General features: G+C 69.2%; 17 protein-coding genes. 9 read left to right on the forward strand and 8 right to left on the reverse strand.

Going from position 1 to position 15,809, the window contains the following annotated elements:
• Nucleotides 1-6 precede the first annotated feature (6 nt).
• Together RAMLITH_RS01035 and RAMLITH_RS01040 are read right to left on the reverse strand one after the other, a co-directional pair.
• Complete coding sequence (locus RAMLITH_RS01035; protein ID WP_168105483.1) at nt 7-945, reverse strand: bifunctional helix-turn-helix transcriptional regulator/GNAT family N-acetyltransferase; 939 nt, start codon at nt 943-945, stop codon at nt 7-9.
• Nucleotides 946-1,013: 68 nt separating this feature from the next.
• Nucleotides 1,014-1,460 (reverse strand): cupin domain-containing protein, encoded by a 447-nt coding sequence (locus RAMLITH_RS01040; protein ID WP_168105484.1) that lies wholly within the window; start codon nt 1,458-1,460, stop codon nt 1,014-1,016.
• 76 nt (nt 1,461-1,536) lie between these two features.
• On the opposite strand from RAMLITH_RS01040, the gene RAMLITH_RS01045 reads away from it, so the two are divergent.
• Complete coding sequence (locus tag RAMLITH_RS01045) at nt 1,537-2,178, forward strand: TetR family transcriptional regulator (protein WP_168105485.1); 642 nt, start codon at nt 1,537-1,539, stop codon at nt 2,176-2,178.
• On the opposite strand, the gene RAMLITH_RS01050 is transcribed toward RAMLITH_RS01045, so the two are convergent.
• Nucleotides 2,135-2,884 (reverse strand): beta-ketoacyl-ACP reductase, encoded by a 750-nt coding sequence (locus RAMLITH_RS01050; protein WP_168105486.1) that lies wholly within the window; start codon nt 2,882-2,884, stop codon nt 2,135-2,137. The genes RAMLITH_RS01045 and RAMLITH_RS01050 overlap by 44 nt on opposite strands.
• 39 nt (nt 2,885-2,923) lie before the next feature.
• Between RAMLITH_RS01050 and RAMLITH_RS01055 the strand changes: the two genes are divergently transcribed.
• Entirely contained in the window at nt 2,924-3,784 is an 861-nt protein-coding gene (locus RAMLITH_RS01055; protein ID WP_168105487.1) for an SMP-30/gluconolactonase/LRE family protein, read from the forward strand.
• A gap of 10 nt (nt 3,785-3,794) precedes the next feature.
• Here RAMLITH_RS01055 and RAMLITH_RS01060 read toward each other — a convergent pair whose 3' ends face one another.
• From RAMLITH_RS01060 to RAMLITH_RS01075, 4 genes are all read right to left on the reverse strand, one after another.
• Entirely contained in the window at nt 3,795-4,523 is a 729-nt protein-coding gene (locus tag RAMLITH_RS01060; protein ID WP_168105488.1) for an alpha/beta hydrolase, read from the reverse strand.
• Nucleotides 4,524-4,635: 112 nt separating this feature from the next.
• Nucleotides 4,636-6,090: a coniferyl aldehyde dehydrogenase gene (locus RAMLITH_RS01065; protein WP_238343970.1), complete on the reverse strand. Its 1,455-nt coding sequence runs from the start codon at nt 6,088-6,090 to the stop codon at nt 4,636-4,638.
• Between the two features lie 13 nt (nt 6,091-6,103).
• Nucleotides 6,104-8,263: a 3-hydroxyacyl-CoA dehydrogenase NAD-binding domain-containing protein gene (locus tag RAMLITH_RS01070; protein ID WP_168105489.1), complete on the reverse strand. Its 2,160-nt coding sequence runs from the start codon at nt 8,261-8,263 to the stop codon at nt 6,104-6,106.
• A 7-nt stretch (nt 8,264-8,270) separates the two neighbouring features.
• Nucleotides 8,271-9,479 (reverse strand): acetyl-CoA C-acetyltransferase, encoded by a 1,209-nt coding sequence (locus RAMLITH_RS01075; RefSeq protein ID WP_168106395.1) that lies wholly within the window; start codon nt 9,477-9,479, stop codon nt 8,271-8,273.
• A gap of 174 nt (nt 9,480-9,653) precedes the next feature.
• Here RAMLITH_RS01075 and RAMLITH_RS01080 point away from each other — a divergent pair, with 174 nt between their 5' ends.
• Entirely contained in the window at nt 9,654-10,823 is a 1,170-nt protein-coding gene (locus tag RAMLITH_RS01080) for an acyl-CoA dehydrogenase family protein (protein WP_168105490.1), read from the forward strand.
• A 31-nt stretch (nt 10,824-10,854) separates the two neighbouring features.
• Complete coding sequence (locus tag RAMLITH_RS01085) at nt 10,855-11,202, forward strand: GFA family protein (RefSeq protein WP_168105491.1); 348 nt, start codon at nt 10,855-10,857, stop codon at nt 11,200-11,202.
• A gap of 15 nt (nt 11,203-11,217) precedes the next feature.
• Here RAMLITH_RS01085 and RAMLITH_RS25980 read toward each other — a convergent pair whose 3' ends face one another.
• Nucleotides 11,218-11,352, reverse strand: coding sequence for a hypothetical protein (locus RAMLITH_RS25980; RefSeq protein ID WP_272954141.1), 135 nt, complete (start codon nt 11,350-11,352; stop codon nt 11,218-11,220).
• Between the two features lie 123 nt (nt 11,353-11,475).
• On the opposite strand from RAMLITH_RS25980, the gene RAMLITH_RS01090 reads away from it, so the two are divergent.
• The 5 genes from RAMLITH_RS01090 (at nt 11,476) to RAMLITH_RS01110 (ending at nt 15,805) form a co-directional block, all read left to right on the forward strand.
• Nucleotides 11,476-11,931: a tellurite resistance TerB family protein gene (locus RAMLITH_RS01090; RefSeq protein ID WP_168105492.1), complete on the forward strand. Its 456-nt coding sequence runs from the start codon at nt 11,476-11,478 to the stop codon at nt 11,929-11,931.
• Between the two features lie 165 nt (nt 11,932-12,096).
• The gene (locus RAMLITH_RS01095) at nt 12,097-12,318 is read left to right on the forward strand and encodes a hypothetical protein (protein WP_168105493.1); all 222 of its coding nucleotides are present in this window, start codon (nt 12,097-12,099) and stop codon (nt 12,316-12,318) included.
• Between the two features lie 161 nt (nt 12,319-12,479).
• The gene (locus tag RAMLITH_RS01100; RefSeq protein ID WP_168105494.1) at nt 12,480-12,878 is read left to right on the forward strand and encodes a hypothetical protein; all 399 of its coding nucleotides are present in this window, start codon (nt 12,480-12,482) and stop codon (nt 12,876-12,878) included.
• Nucleotides 12,879-13,333: 455 nt separating this feature from the next.
• Nucleotides 13,334-15,457 (forward strand): AAA family ATPase, encoded by a 2,124-nt coding sequence (locus RAMLITH_RS01105; protein WP_168105495.1) that lies wholly within the window; start codon nt 13,334-13,336, stop codon nt 15,455-15,457.
• 168 nt (nt 15,458-15,625) lie between these two features.
• A complete protein-coding gene (locus RAMLITH_RS01110) occupies nt 15,626-15,805 on the forward strand; it encodes a DUF3606 domain-containing protein (protein ID WP_168105496.1) in 180 nt (59 codons plus the stop codon).
• Nucleotides 15,806-15,809: the final 4 nt, after the last annotated feature.

Raw genomic sequence — 15,809 nt, forward strand, 5'->3', positions numbered from 1 at the left:
GCGCGCTCAGAGCCTGCGCTCCCACACTTCGCTGACCAGCTTGCGGCCGAACGCCGCGTAGGGTTCACGCTTGACGATCTCGAAGCCGCGCGAGCGGTAGATCGCCCGCGCCGGCAGCAGGATGCTCTGGGTCCACAACATCATCTTGCGGTAGCCGGCGGCGCGTGCGAAGGCGATGCACTCGTCGGTCAGCCGCGCGCCCAAGCCGCGCCCACGGGCGGCGGGGGCCAGGATCAGCAGACGAAGCTGGGCCACCGTGGCCGAGCGGCGCACCACGAAGACGGAGCCGGCGCGCTCGCCGTCGACTTCGGCGATCCAGCCTTTCTCCCGGGCCGGGTCGAAGTTCTTCAGGTAACGGGCGGCGACCTCGGCCACGAGGGCCTCGAACTCGGCGTTGAAGCGGTATTCGCGCGCATAGAGCTCGCCGTGCTGCTGCACGACCCATCCCAGGTCGCCCGGGCGCGGGTCGCGCAGGAGAACCGTCGGCGCCGCAGCGGCCCGATCGGGCTCGAGCACCCGCTGCATGTTCTGCATGGCCGCCAGCAGTTCCTCCCGCCGTACCGGCGCAAGCGCGGCGAGCAGCCCCGCCGCTTCGCTGCGCGAGCGCTGCTGCAAGGGAGCGAAGGCGCGCCGGCCGGCGGCGGTGAGGCGCAGCAGCGTCTGGCGGCGGTCGGTGGGGCAGGGGTCGCGCCTCACCCAGCCGCGGGCCCCGAACCGGCCCAGGATCCGGCTCAGGTAGCCGGCGTCCAGGCCCAGATCGCGGCGCAGCTCGCCGGCCGTCGGCGATTGGCGGTGCGCCAGCTCGTAGAGCACGCGCACTTCGGTGAGCGACAGGTCGCCGCCGAGATACGGGTCGAGCACGCCGACGCGGCGGGTGTAGAAGCGGTTGAACGCGCGGACGGCCTCCACCTGCGCCGCCGGCACGCCCGTTGAGGTGCGTGACATCTTGACATCGTCAGCCAGATGGTTGACGCAGTCAAGCAGCACGGCGGCCCGCGGGCGCGGCGGACCGATCAGCGCGGCAGGAACTCGATCTGGTGGCGCCGGCCGATCTGCGGCACCTTCGCCATGTCGGGCGGGCCTTTCACCTCGCGGTCCACCTCGCGGAAGAACGACTCGGCGTGCGCCGGCGCGTCGAACACCAGCAGGCGGGCCGGCTCGCCCTGCGTCGCGCCGTGGAAGCCGTGCAAGGTACCGCCGGGCGCGTAGATGAAGTCGCCCACGCCGAACACCTGCTCGTCGCCGTCGAGGCAGAAACGCACTTCGCCGCTGACGACGTAATACGCCTCATCCCACGGGTGCAGGTGCGGCGGCGGCCCCGCGCCTTCGGGCAGGGCGACCTCCATCAGCGACCAGGCGCGGTCGGTGCGTTCCGCCGAACACAGGAACTTGACGCCCGCGCCCATCACGCTCAGGCTTTCGCCCTCGCCGCTCTTCACCACAGTCAGTTGTCTCGCCATGGGATCCTCCCGTCGAAGATGTCATACACTATGACATCAAGGCAGATGCGCTGCAATATGCGACCCGAGGGAAATCGTGACCGACCGTAGCGCCGACGACGCAACGCTGAAGGACCGCCAGCTGGCGCTGACGCGCGAGCTCATCCTGGATGCCGCCATCGATCTGCTGGAGCACGGTGCTGTGCAGGAACTGACGATGCGCTCGGTGTCGCGGCGCGCCAATCTCGCGGAGCGCACCATCTTTCGCCATTTCGCTTCCCGCGACGACCTGCTGGATGCCTTGGCGGCGGAGGTGTCCACCCGTCTGGAGCTGCCGGCGCTCCCCGCCAGCGCCTGCGAGCTGCCGGCAGTACCGCGGGCGTTGTACCGCGCCTTCGAGGCGCGCGCGAACCTGACGAGGGCGGCTTTGCACTCGGAGCTGTTCGACCGGATCCGCCAGACGACCGCCAGCGCGCGCTGGCGCGCGGTGCAGGCGCTGGTTGACGCCCACGCGCCGCACCGCAGCGAGCGCGACCGCAGGCTCGCCGCGGCCAACATCCGCTTCCTGCTGGCGGCTACAAGCTGGCACTACTACCGCTTCTATTTCGGCTTCAGCCTGACCGACAGCATCGCCGCCGCGGAACTCCTGATCCGGCAGACGGTGGACGGCCTGGAGCGGGCGCCGCCTGCCGGCGCTACACCGTCATCCCGCCCGAGACCTCGATCACCGCACCGTTGACGTAGCTCGCCTCGTCGCTGGCGAGGAAACAGTACACGTTGGCGATCTCCTGCGCCGTGCCCAGCCGCTGCAGCGGGACGCGCCGGCGCAGGTCCTCCAGCACCTTCTCGGGGACGGTGTCCATCATGCCGGTCGTGATGAAGCCGGGAGCGACCGCGTTGACGCGCACGCCCTTGGGGCCCAGCTCGCGGCTCCACGTCTTGGTGAACCCGAGCACCCCGAACTTCGCGGCCGCGTAATTGGTCTGGCCGAAGTTCCCGTACAGGCCGACCACCGAACTGGCGTTGAGGATCACGCCGCCGCCCTGGGCCACCATGATGTCGGCGACGGCCTGCGATGTGTGGAACACGCCGCGCAGGTTGACGTCGATCACGCGGTCGAACTGTTCCAGCGTCATCTTCTGCAGGCGGGCGTCCTGGGTGATGCCGGCGTTGTTCACCAGCACGTCGATGCGGCCGAACCGCTCCTTCACGCGCCGCGTCGCGGCATCCACCATCTCGCGCTGGGTGACGTCGACGACCCAGCCCTCGGCCCGTGCGCCGAGCTCCCGGCATTGCCTCACTGCAGCGTCGATCGCTTCCTGCTTCACGTCCCAGATGGCGAGCAGCGCGCCTTCGCGGGCGAACTTGAGCGCCGTCGCCAGCCCGATTCCCTGGGCGGCGCCGGTGACGATGCAGACCTTGTCCTGCAGGCGGGTGGATGGCATTACGATGCTCCGCATTGGCACTGAAGAGCTGAAGTTACCATGAGCACGACGCCGCGCCTCGAGCCTTTCGTCAAGGGATTGGCATTTCCGGAGGCTCCGCGCTGGCACGCCGGCGCGCTGTGGCTGTCGGACTTCTACCAGTGCGTTGTCCTGCGCGTGACACCGGATGGCGCCGTGGAGACAGTGGCCGAGGTTCCGGCGCAGCCGTCCGGCCTCGGCTGGCTGCCCGATGGCCGGCTGCTCGTCGTCTCCATGAACGACCGCCGGCTGCTGCGACAGGACGGCCGGGAGCTGGTCGAGGCGGCCGACCTCTCCGGGCTGGCGGCCTGGCCGTGCAACGACATGCTCGTGGACGGGATGGGCCGGGCCTACATCGGCAATTTCGGCTTCGATCTGCACGCGCGGGCGCCGTTCGCGGCCACGTCGCTGCTCCTGGTGACGCCCGACGGCCGGGTCCAGGTGGCCGCGGACGACCTGCACTTCCCCAACGGCACGGTGCTGACGCCCGACGGGCGCACGCTCATCGTCGCGGAAAGCTACGGCCAGCGGCTCACGGCATTCGACGTTGCGCCGGACGGAACCCTCGGGCGGCGGCGGGTCTGGGCCCAGCTGGAGGGAAAAGGCGTCGGGCCGGACGGCATCTGCCTGGACGCGCAAGGCGCGGTCTGGCTGGCGTCGCCAGTCAGCCGCGAGGTGCTGCGGGTGAAGGAGGGCGGCGAGGTGGTGGAGCGGATTCCGACCGACGGGCAGGCGATCGCCTGCATGTTGGGCGGCCCCGACCGCCGCACGCTGTTCGTGCTCACCGGACGGGTGCTGGTGACGCCGCAGCAGTCACTCGCCGAGCGCAGCGGCGCGATCTGGCACGCGCGGGTGCCGGTGCCCGGGGCCGGCCTGCCTTGAGGCGCCGGCGTCAGCCGGCGAATGGGTGCCAGTCGTCCTCGGGCTGCGCCATCCGGTCGGCGATGATGCGGCGCACCTCGGGGTGGTCGGCCAGCGTCCGGTGGCCGGCCGCGGGCACCATGATCGACTGCGACAGCGGTGAATCGGGTTCCACGCACATCTGCCAGGGCACCGCGCGGTCGCTCATGCTGTAGATGGACGTGCAGGGGACGGGCGGCCGTTCGCGCAGTTGCTGCTGCAGGTCGGGCGGCAGCCGGCCGGTTTCGTCCTGCAGCGGGCGCAGCATCGCGCACTCGCCGGCCGCGGCGTTGAACGGCGTTCCCAGCGTGATCACCTGCCGCACCAGCGGCGCGGTGCGCTTGGCCAGTTCGCGGGCATAGATGCCGGAAAAACCCCAGCCGATCAGCGTCACGATGCTGCGTTCGGCCTCGAAGATGTCGATCACCAGCTCTTCCAGGCGGCGCAGGCGGTTGCGCAGGGAGCCCGAGCGCGGACCGGTGTCCTCGCCGTAGCCCCAGTCGTGGGTGCGGAAGCCGGCGGCATCCAGCGCGGCGCGCAGCCGGGCCGTGCTTTCCGGCCCGGCGCCGAACATCGGGAACACGAGCGCTGCCTGCCCTTCACCAAGGCTGGCGCCGGATTCGTGCAGCGCCCGCGGCACGGGGTGCCAGCCCTGCCACTGCTGCAGCAGCGCACCGGGGATCGGCGGCCGTGAGGGAACCCATGGGGAACCGCGTTCCATGCTTTTCCGTTCGCAAGAGCCGTAAGAAAGTGGCTGATGCTAGGAGCCCGCCTGACGGGCGCCGCATAGGACGACGCCCCGGCGGGCCGTAGGACGGCGATGACAGCGGCCGCTAGAGCAGACGCTTGAGTGCCTTGACCACCGAGGAGGCTTTGGCGCCGAAGGGCGGCCGCAGCATGGCGGTGCGGGCCAGCCGCGACTGCTCGAACACCGGCTTTTCCTTGGAGAACAGGCGAAAGCCCCATTCGCCGTGGTAGGCGCCGATGCCACTGTCGCCGACGCCCCCGAAGGGCAGGTTCTCCTGGGCAATGTGCAGCAGCACATCGTTGATCGTGACCCCGCCCGAGATCGTGGCGCGCAGCACCTGTTCCGCCCGCGAGCGCTCGCGTCCGAACCAGTACAGGGCCAGGGGCCGCGGCCGCTCGTTGACGAAGGCCAGCGCCTGCGCGGCCGTGTCGTAAGGCACCACCGGCAGGAGCGGCCCGAAGATCTCTTCGCGCATCACGGCCATTGCGCTGTCGACCTGCAGCAGCAGGTGCGGGCGCATGCGGCGCGCGGCCGGCTCCTGCGGCTCGCCGCCGGGATTGACCTCGATGACGCGCGCGCCGGCGGCGCGGGCATCGTCGATGAGCGTCTGCAGCCGCGCATGGTGGCGCCCGTTGACGATGCTGGTGTAGTCCGGGTTGCGCTCGAGCGTCGGATACAGCTCGCCGACTGCCTGCGCGTACGCGTCGGCGAATGCCTGCTGCTTGCCCGCCGGCACCAGCACGTAGTCCGGCGCGATGCAGGTCTGGCCCGCGTTGAACAGCTTGCCGGCGGCGATCTTGTGCGCGCTGTCGGCGAGGTCGGCGCTGTCGTCGACGATGGCGGGCGACTTGCCGCCCAGTTCCAGCGTCACCGGGGTCAGGTTGGCCGCCGCGGCCAGGGCCACCTGGCGCCCGACGGCGGTGGACCCGGTGAAGAAGAGGTGGTCGAAGGGCAGGCGAACGAAGGCCTTGCCCAGTTCGGCATCGCCGGTGAGCACCGTGCATTCGTCGGGCCTGAACGCGGCACCGACCAGTTCCGCGAGCAACTGCGACAGCCGCGGCGTGATTTCACTGGGCTTGATCATCACCCGGTTGCCGGCGGCCAGCGCCGCGACCGCCGGCGCCAGCGCCAGTTGCAGCGGATAGTTCCAGGGGCTGACGACGCCGACGACGCCCAGCGGCTGCGGGAGGATCCAGCTGCGGCCCGGCAGCGAATGGAACGAGGTGCCTACCCGCCGCTTCTTCATCCACCCGGCCAGGTGCCGGCGCGTGTGCGAGATGCCGGCCAGCACGAAGAACGTCTCCGCGATCATGGTTTCGTGCCGCGAACGGTTGCCGAAGTCGGCGCAGATGGCGCTGGCGAACCGCTGTTCGTTCTCCTCGACCAGCCGCTTGATCCGCTCCAGCCGGTCGCGGCGCGTCGCCGCGTCGGGAAAGCTGTCGGCCGCGAACGCGCGGCGCTGCGCCTGGAAGCGTGCCTGCAGGTCGGCGTCCGGCGCCGGGCTCGCGATGTGCGTCATCCGCTGGGCAGCGACGTCCATGGGCGTTCCTGGTTCAGTACACCGGCTGGTGCGAGCGGATCGCATCGACCACCTTGCCGGTCAGCACGAACCCGGGGCCGTAGCGCTGGGCGAGCTCGCCCGACCGCTCGGAGAAGCGGTCCATCCCCATGCCGTAGATGAACTGCAGCACGCCGCCGGTCCACGCCGGAAACCCGATGCCGAAAATCGAGCCCACGTTCGCGTCGTGCACGCTGGTCAGCACCCGCTCGGACAGGCAGCGGGCGGCCTCGATGGCCTGCCGATAGAGCAGGCGGTCCTGCAGGTCGCGCAGGTCCCACTGCGTGCCGGGCTTCTCGAACAGCTTCTTCAGCTCGGGCCACAGGTACTTCGCCGCGCCCTCTTCGGTGGGGTATTCGTAGAAGCCGGCGCCGGCGGCCCGGCCGTTGCGGTCGAACTCCTTGACCATCCGCTCCACCACCAGCTCGCCCGGCGATGCGATGTACGTGCCGCCCTCGGCCCGATAGTCGGCGCGGGTCTGGTCGAGCACGTGGACGGACAGCGACAACGCCGTTTCGTCCAGCACGGCCAGCGGGCCGACCGGCATGCCGGCCATGATGCCGGCGTGCTCCACCACGGGCGCCGGGATGCCTTCGCCGATCATCGCCGCCCCTTCCATCACGAAGGAGCCGAACACGCGCGAGGTGAAGAAGCCGCGCGAATCGTTGACGACGATCGGGATCTTGCCGATGGCCTGCACGTAGTCGAAAGCGCGGGCCACCGTCTCGTCGCTGGTCTGTTCGCCGCGGATGATCTCGACCAGCTTCATCTTGTCGACCGGGCTGAAGAAGTGGATGCCGACGAACCGCTCCGGCGCGCTGCTCGCCCTGGCCAGGCCGCTGATCGGCAGGGTCGACGTGTTGCTGGCGAAGATCCCGCCGGCCGCGAGCATCGGCTCGGCCTCCTGCGTCACGCGCGCCTTCAGCTCGCGGTTCTCGAAGACGGCCTCGATGATGAGGTCGCACCCCTGCAGCGCCTGCACCGAGTCGGTGGGCGTGATGCGCGCGAGCAGTTCCTCCTGCTCCTGCGTGCTCATGCGGCCCTTGCGCATCCGGGGTTCGGTGAGCCGGCGCGTGCAGTCGCGGCCGGCCTCCGCCTTTTCCATCGACACGTCGCGCAGCACCGTGGCCACGCCCTGGCCCGCCTGCACGCACGCGATGCCGCTGCCCATCATGCCGGCGCCAAGGATGCCGACCTTCCGCGGCCGCCAGCGCGGTGGGCCCTTCGGCCGCGACTGTCCCGACTTGACGGCGTTCAGGTCGAAGAAGAACGTGTTGATCATGTTCTTCGCTACCGGACCGACCAGCAGCCGGGCGAGATAGCGCGACTCGATGCGCAAGGCCGTGTCGAAGTCGACCTGGGCGCCTTCCACCATCGCCGCGAGCGCGCATTCCGGCGCCGGGTACAGGCCGCGCGTCTTGCGCTTGAGCACCGCGGGGGCGACCGCCAGCAGCCCCGCGACCTTGGAGCTGCCAGGGGTGCCGCCCGGCATGCGGTAGTTCTTGTCGTCCCAGGGGTGCCGGGCCGGCGCTTCGCCGCTCGCGTGCTTCTCGATCCAGGCCAGGGCCTGGGCCCGCATCGCCGCCGCGTCACGGGCGAGTTCGTGGATGAGCCCGCTCTGCAGCGCCTCGTGCGGGTCGAACAGCCTGCTCTCCAGGATGTAGGGCTGCGCGCCCATGAGTCCGAGCAGCCGGGTCATCTTGGTGATCCCGCCGCCGCCCGGGATCAGGCCCAGCGTCACTTCGGGCATGCCGAACCGGATCTGCGGATCGTCCACCGCGATGCGGTAGTGCCCCACCAGCGCGACCTCCCAGCCGCCGCCCAGCGCGGACCCGTTGAGGCAGCTCACCACCGGCTTGCCGAGCGTCTCGAGCGTGCGGAAATGGCCTTTCATCGCCTCGATCTCGCGGAACGCCCGCGGCCCGTCTTGCGGCCGCATCCGCATGACGGCTTTCAGGTCCGCCCCGGCGAAAAAGGTGCTCTTGGCCGACGCGAGCAGGATGCCGCGAATCGCCGCCTGGTCGGCCACGACCTGCGCCGTCGCCTCGGCCAGGTCGGCCTGCCACTGTTCGCTCATCGTGTTCACCGGCGAAGCCGGGTCGTCGAACGTGATCGTCGCGACGCCGTCGCGCAGTTCGTACTTGATGGTGTTCATGGCGGGCTCACATCCGTTCCACGATGGTCGCGATCCCCATGCCGCCGCCTACGCACAGGGTCGCCAGCCCGAAACGCAGCCGGCGGCGGTGCAATTCGTCGACCAGCGTGTTGAGAATCATGGTGCCGGTCGCCCCCAGCGGATGCCCCATCGCGATGGCGCCCCCGTTGACGTTCACCTTCTCGTGCGGTACCTCCATCTCGTGCATGAACTTGAGCGGGACCGCGGCGAAAGCCTCGTTGACCTCGAACAGGTCGATCTGCGCGATCGTCATGCCGGCCTTGGCGAGCGCCTTGCGGGTGGCCGGCATCGGCCCGGTCAGCATGATCGTCGGATCGGCGCCGGACAGGGCTGCCGCGACGATGCGCGCGCGCGGCTTGAAGCCGTGCACGCGACCCGCCTGCTCGCTGCCGATCAGGACCGCGGCCGCGCCGTCGACGATGCCGGACGAGTTGCCCGCGTGGTGCACGTGGTGGATGCGCTCGACCTGCGGGTAACGGCTGATCGCCACGTCGTCGAACCCCATGGCGCCGAGCTGCTCGAAGGCCGGTTTCAATGCCGCCAGGCCGGCCAGCGTCGTGTGCGGCTTGATGAACTCGTCCTCGTCCAGCAGCGTCTGGTCCAGGAAGTCCCTGACCGGCACGATCGAGCCCGCGAAGAAGCCGCCTTCGCGGGCCCGCGCCGCGCGCCGCTGGCTCTCCAGCGCGAAGGCGTCGACGTCCTCGCGGCTGAAGCCCTCCAGCGTGGCGATCAGGTCGGCGCCTATGCCTTGCGGCACGAACGCGGTGGCCGAGTTGGTCTCGGGGTCCTGCGCCCAGGCGCCGCCGTCGGAGCCGATCGGCACGCGGCTCATGCTCTCCACGCCGCCGGCGACCACCAGGTCCTCCCATCCCGAGCGGACCTTCTGCGCCGCCATGTTGACGGCCTCCAGCCCCGAAGCGCAGAAGCGATTGAGCTGCACGCCGGCACAGCGCCAGTCCCAGCCGGCCTTGAGCGCCGCCACCTTCGCGATGACGGAGCCCTGTTCGCCGACGGGAGAGACCACGCCCATGACGACGTCGTCGACCTGGGACGTGTCGAAGTCGTTGCGCCGCTGCAGTTCGGCCAGCACGCCGGCCAGCAGGTTGACCGGCTTCACTTCGTAGAGAGCGCCGTCCCGCTTGCCCTTGCCCCGCGGGGTGCGGATGGCGTCGTACACATAGGCTTCGGTCGTCATCATCGTCTCCTCCTCCGTTCACGCTCGTGCCGCGGGCAGGACCGGGTGGAAGCGCGGGCCGGGATGCCTCGTGCAGTATATTCATCCGCGCGACCCGCAGCGCTGTCATTGGGGCGACAGCGTCCGCCTGCGGCCCCGCCCTGCCGCTCGCGCTCCGCATGCGAAAGGACTCCGATGATCGAACGCACCTTGTTCAGCGCGGACCACGACGCCTTCCGCGACAGCTTCCGCCGTTTCATGGAGCGCGAGATCGCCCCGCACCACGAGGCCTGGGAGGAGCAGGGATTCGTCGACCGCGCCGTGTGGAACAAGGCCGGCGCGAACGGTTTCCTGTGCATGACCATGCCCGGGCAGTACGGGGGCGCCGGCGCCGACAAGCTGTATTCGGTGGTGCAGATGGAGGAACTCGCGCGCGGCGGCTACAGCGGGATCGGTTTCGGTCTTCACAGCGAGATCGTTGCGCCTTACATCCTGCACTACGGCACGCAGGCGCAGAAGCAGCGCTGGCTGCCGCGGCTGGCCAGCGGCGAGCTGGTCGGGGCGATCGCGATGAGCGAACCGGCCGCCGGCAGCGACCTGCAGGGCATCAAGGCGACGGCCCTGCGCCAGCCGGACGGCGGTTACCTGCTCCATGGCAGCAAGACCTTCATCACCAACGGCTGGCACGCCGACCTCGTGATCGTCGTCGCCAAGACCGATCCGCAGGCCGGCGCGAAGGGCACCAGCCTGCTGCTGGTCGAGCGTGGCATGAAAGGGTTCGAATACGGCAAGCGACTGAAGAAGCTGGGCCTGAAGGCGCAGGACACCGCCGAGCTGTTCTTCGACAACGTGCGCCTGCCCGCGGAGAACCTGCTGGGCGGCGAGTCCTTCGAGAACAAGGGCTTCATCTGCCTCATGGAGCAGCTGCCCTGGGAGCGGCTGCAGATCGCCGTCACCGCGGTCGCGGTCGCGGCCGCGCAAGCGGCGATCGACTCCACGGTGCGGTACGTGAAGGACCGCCAGGTGTTCGGCCAGCCGGTGGCCGCATTCCAGAACACGCGCTACACGCTGGCCGAGTTGCAGACGCAGGTGCAGGTGGCGCGCGTCTTCGTCGACAAGTGCGTGGAACTGGTCGCCGCCGACCGGCTCGACACGGCCACGGCCAGCATGGCGAAATACTGGACCACCGACCTGCAGTGCCGCGTCATGGACGAATGCCTGCAGCTGCATGGCGGCTACGGCTACATGTGGGAATATCCGATCGCTCGCGCCTACGCCGATGCGCGGGTGCAGCGCATCTATGGCGGCACCAACGAGATCATGAAGGAGGTGATCTCGCGGGCGATGGGTCTGGGCGGGCGCTGAGGGCGCCGCAACGCTTTCGAGGGAGACGACGATGCTCTACACCGGCAGCTGCCATTGCGGCCGCATCAAATTCGAAGTCGAGGGCGAGGTCGACAGCGGCCTGGCCTGCAACTGCTCCATGTGCTCGCGCAAGGGCTCGCTGCTGTGGTTCGTCCCGCGCGACAAGCTGCGCCTGCTCACCGACGAAGCGGACGCGGCCACCTACCTCTTCAACAAGCACGTGATCAGGCACCGCTTCTGTCCCACCTGCGGCATCCACCCCTATGGCGAGGGACCGGGGCCCGGCGGCGTGCAGATGGCCGCGGTCAACCTGCGCACGCTCGAGGATTTTGACCTCGACCGCGTGCCGGTGAAGCATTTCGACGGCCGGTCGCTGTAGCGGCCTGCGCGGCCTTCACCGCTCGCGCGGCACCGTGCGCTGCGGGTGGCGCCGCGCGGTGGGGAAGGGCGTCTTCGGACGCGTGTAGTGGTCGTAGATCTTCTTGGCGAGGCCGGACGAGACGGCCAGCCACAGCAGTTTGCGAAGCATGGGAATTCTCCTGAGCGTCTGGAATCAACCATAACGGCCCCGCCCCGGCCGGCGTGGCAGCGCATTGCGCATGAGGACGTCGGCGCGGCGCCGACGCGTATTCTCCGATCCTGAAGGACTCCCATGCTGCGTGCACTGAAAAACCTCCTCGACACCGTGCTTGCGCCGCCGGCGGAGCGCTCGGAAGCCGAGCAGTCGCATTTCCTGCGGCTTGCCACGGCCGTGCTGCTGGTGGAAGTGATGCGGGCTGACCCGGCGCTGGGCGTCGCGGAGCGCCGCGCGGTGGTGGCGGGGCTGCGCGCGAAGTTCGCGCTGTCGGACCAGGAGATCGGCGAACTGGTGGCGCTGGCGGAGGAGACCGCCCGCAGCGCCAACGACTTCCACCAGTTCACGTCGGCGCTCAACGAAGGCTTCGGCCAGGAGCAGAAGATCCGCATCGTCGAGAACATGTGGCGGGTGGCATTCGCCGACGGCCACCTCGACGCGCACGAGAACCACGTGATCTCGAAAGTGGCGGGACTGCTGCACGTGACCCATGGCGAATACATCGCCGCCAAGATGCGCGCCCGCGAGGGCTGAGGAGTGCGGACCGGGCAGGTCGGCGTCCGACCCGGCAACCGCAGCGCGTGAATATTCACTGCCGGTCTGGTCCTACCGGCGGCGGACCCCTGTGCCGACGGTCGAGCGACGCCACGCTGCATACAGTGGAGCGGTCTGGAATGCAGAAAGGGCAAGGACGCGACCATGGACGGGACCTCGCGGTCAGGCGAGTGGCACGACGGCAGCGAGGCGAAAGACCTCGGCCGCGACGTGCGCGCCATGGCGCCCGCGAGCGGCGAGGGGTCGCAGGCCGCGCTGGAAATGTGGAAGCGGCGCGAGCGCGCCCGCGCCCTCCTCAATGCGCGCGAGCCACGCCGGTTCCGCTCCGACACGCGCTCGCGGCGCGACGGCGACCGGCCCGGCTGAGCGCGTCGCGGATGCGGCGGCGGGCCTTGCGCCCCTTCGATCGTGCGCCGATGTGACGGTGATCACCCGCCTTACGGTTGGGTACTACTGATGCGCATGTATCAAACCGTGCCTTGCGGCGGTGTGGCATTCTTGCTGTGCTTCCACTCCGCTGCAGGTCCATGAATCTCGTCGTCGCATCCCGCCACAACGACCGCCATGTCCGTTTCGACGTGGAGGGACGCTGGGCGAACGGTGATGCCTTGAAGCTGGCCTACATGGTCAAGGCGGCCGTGGCCCGGATGCGCAACGACCAGGTGCTGATCGACTTGCGGCGCGTGGACGCGGCGCCCGGCGCGGACGGCAAGTTCCTGATCTGCGACCGCCTGCGCCGCGCGCTCGCGCCCACGATCCGCGTGGGACTGGTCGCCCCCGCGGAACTCGTCGACGAGGCGGGCCTGAACGGCCTGCCGCAGTGCGCCGACATCGCGCTGTTCGAAGCGGAGCCGGAGGCGGTGCGCTGGCTCGGCCGCCGGCAGGGGCGCGGTGCCACGCCGAAAGAAAAAGTCCCCCGGTTGTGACGCCGAGGGACCGAAGAGCCGGGGGAAGAAACTTGAAGAAAACCCGGCCACTTCGTTGGAGTGCGCCAGTGCCCTTTTGTTCCGCGCGCGGGCGCGTCGCGTCGTGCTTTTTTCCAGCTCAGGAACTTCACGGCCCACGCCGCGCTCCCTTGCAGGCGGGCGCGCGAAACGCAGCCGACGCAGCACCTGCGTCCTCGAACAACGGTGCTGCGCGCGAGGCGCGTGAATATGTCACGAGACGGTCGCACTGCACTGTTTCATTGCCCATGAGCGTAGCCGGACATCGCGTGAGTCTGTAGGATTGCGCTGACAAAAAGACAGCCCGGCACATCGCCGGCCGGGCGTGCAGTGAAGCCATTGCAGCGGCGATCCCGGTCGGGCATTCCCCGACTTCCGAAAACACCACGGATGCGTTGCCAGGACGTGTCCACCACGTGCGAGTCACCAAGGACTGTATGTCTGATCTGTCGGCCAGCCCGCAACCCGCCCCCGAGTCCCCGGCGCAGGAGCCCTCGCGCAGTCCGTGGCTGCTGGCGAAGAAATCCGCCGCCCGCGTGCAGGACTGGTTCACGATCCAGCCGATGTGGATCAAGGTCATGGTCGTCGCCGTGGCGCTGCTGATCCCGGCGCTGGGCGTCTACTCGGCCGCCCTGCAGCAGAAGCAGGCGGCCGTCGCGGCGGAACTGAAGGCGATGAACGTCGCCGCCGCGCCCGCCGCCATCGACGCCAGGCTGCCGGTGGTCTTCGGCACGGGTTCCGTCCTGGGCTTCCTGGAGAGCAACCCCGTCGAGCGCATCACGGTGGTGTACAAGCCGCTGCTGTGGAACCTGTCGGAGCGCTTCGTGCTGATCGAGTCGCAGGGCAAGCAGTACGCCTACTACCCGAGCGACATGGAAACCAAGATCTTCGCCGACAAGGCGGTGACGGCCGCGTGGGGCGCGAAGCTCAATTTCGTGCCGCGCGCCGATCTCGATCCCGCCAGCCTGCAGGTGCTGGAGCGCCTCGACGAGCGCTTCGCCGGCGCGCGGCCGCAGTCCGAGAAGGACGGCTGGAAGGCCGGCGTCAGCGGCGTGCTGTCGGCCGCCCTCACCGTGGGCCTGCTCGGTTTTCTCGCGTTCCAGCTCAAGGGCCAGTTCAAGTCGCTCAAGTTCCTCGAGCCGGGCCAGGTGCAGGGCAGCATCGACGACCTGGTCGGCATGGACGACATCAAGGGCGAGGTCGCGCAGATCAAGGACCAGTACCAGCGCCGCGCCGAGTACGCCGAATACGGCATCAGCAAGCCGTTCAACGTGATGTTCAGCGGGCCGGCCGGCACCGGCAAGACCAAGCTCGCCAGTTACCTGGCCAAGGAACTGGGCCTGCCGATCCTGTTTCACTCGGCCGCCAACCTGGAGACGGGCTACGTGGCCGGCGGCGCCAATACGCTGGGCCGGATCGCCGCGATGGCCAAGCGCCGCAAGCGCTGCATCGTGTTCCTGGACGAGGCGCAGGACCTGTTCATGAAGCGCGGCGGCCACCGCAAGTTCGACGACGACACGCAGAACTCGCTGCTGGCGATCCTGGACGGCGTGCGCAGCCGCAACGAAGCCGAGATCATCTGGATCGTGGCGAGCAACTTCAACAGCGAGTCCATGCAGATGGACGAGGCCATGCTGCGCCGCTTCCAGATGAAGGTGGACTTCCGCCTGCCCAACAAGGAAGAGCGGCTGGCGATCGTGAAGCACTACCTGTCGCAGCGCGCGGGCAAGGTGCTGCCCGACCTGGACCTGCGCCACTTCGTGGAGGTGACCGAGGGCCGCAGCCCGGCCGACCTCGAGACCATCGTCAACCAGGCCGGCATCACGGCGGTGCAGGCGGGCGACCTGATCGGCGCCGACACGCTGATGCAGGCCGCCGAGCGCGTGATGGTCGGCAACGTGAACTCCAACACGACGAAGGAGCGCGAGCGCGATCGCCGCATCATCGCCATCCACGAGTGGGGCCACTTCCTGGTCGACTTCGAGCGCGAACGCAGGCAGGCCGACGGCGACTGGGAAAAGATCCTGGCCGACATGAAGACGATCAAGATCTCGCTCAAGGCCAATCCGCGCAACAACGCGCTAGGCTTCGTGTTCCACAAGCAGGGCACGAACCTGCTCAAGACCAAGGGCGACATCGAGCACGACGTGCGCGTGCTGCTCGGCGGGATGGCGAACGAGGAACTGTTCTTCGGCGAGGAAGGCACCACCAACGGCGCGCACAACGACATCACGCGTGTCACGAAGCTGCTGCACCACGCCGTGGCGGAGATGGGCATGTACCGGAAGACGCGACTGAATTTCGGCGCGCTGTCGAACGACGGCCACGGCGGCGGTCGCCACCTCGACGAGGAGACCCGCGGCATCATGGAAGCGCAGAGCGAACGCCTCTATGGCGAGACCAAGGCGCTGCTCTCGCGGCTGAAGCCGCTGACCGAGCACCTGGCCGGCAAGCTGATGGACAAGGGCGAGATGGACCTGAAGGAAGCCCTGTTCGAGATCCGCAGCTTCGAGGCGGCCTGCCACGAGTTCAGCAGCCGCGCCGGGCTGGCGAGCGTCTGAGGCCAGCCGCCGCGCGCACGGCCCGGGCGGCGTAGGCCGCGCCGAGCCGCTCGCTCATCTGTCGTCCTACAAAGGCGCTGCCGCATGCGGTACGCGCCTTTCCTGTCTTTTCCGTCGTGGCCGGCGGCCCAGCCCGCCTACTCTGGCCGCACCGAGAAGGAGGTCCGCATGTCCGAAGACAACACGAGGCAAGGCGACGACGAACTGGTCATCAACCTCGACCACGACTGGGAACGGAGCAACTGGAGCCGCTGGCTGAACTGCAGCGAGCCGGAGCTGTTGCACGCGGTGGAGTCGGTCGGCGCCGACCCCGACAACGTGCGGCGCTTCCTGCGCCAGGCGCGCTGAGCGC

This window comes from Ramlibacter lithotrophicus (assembly GCF_012184415.1).
GTDB lineage: Bacteria > Pseudomonadota > Gammaproteobacteria > Burkholderiales > Burkholderiaceae_C > Ramlibacter > Ramlibacter lithotrophicus.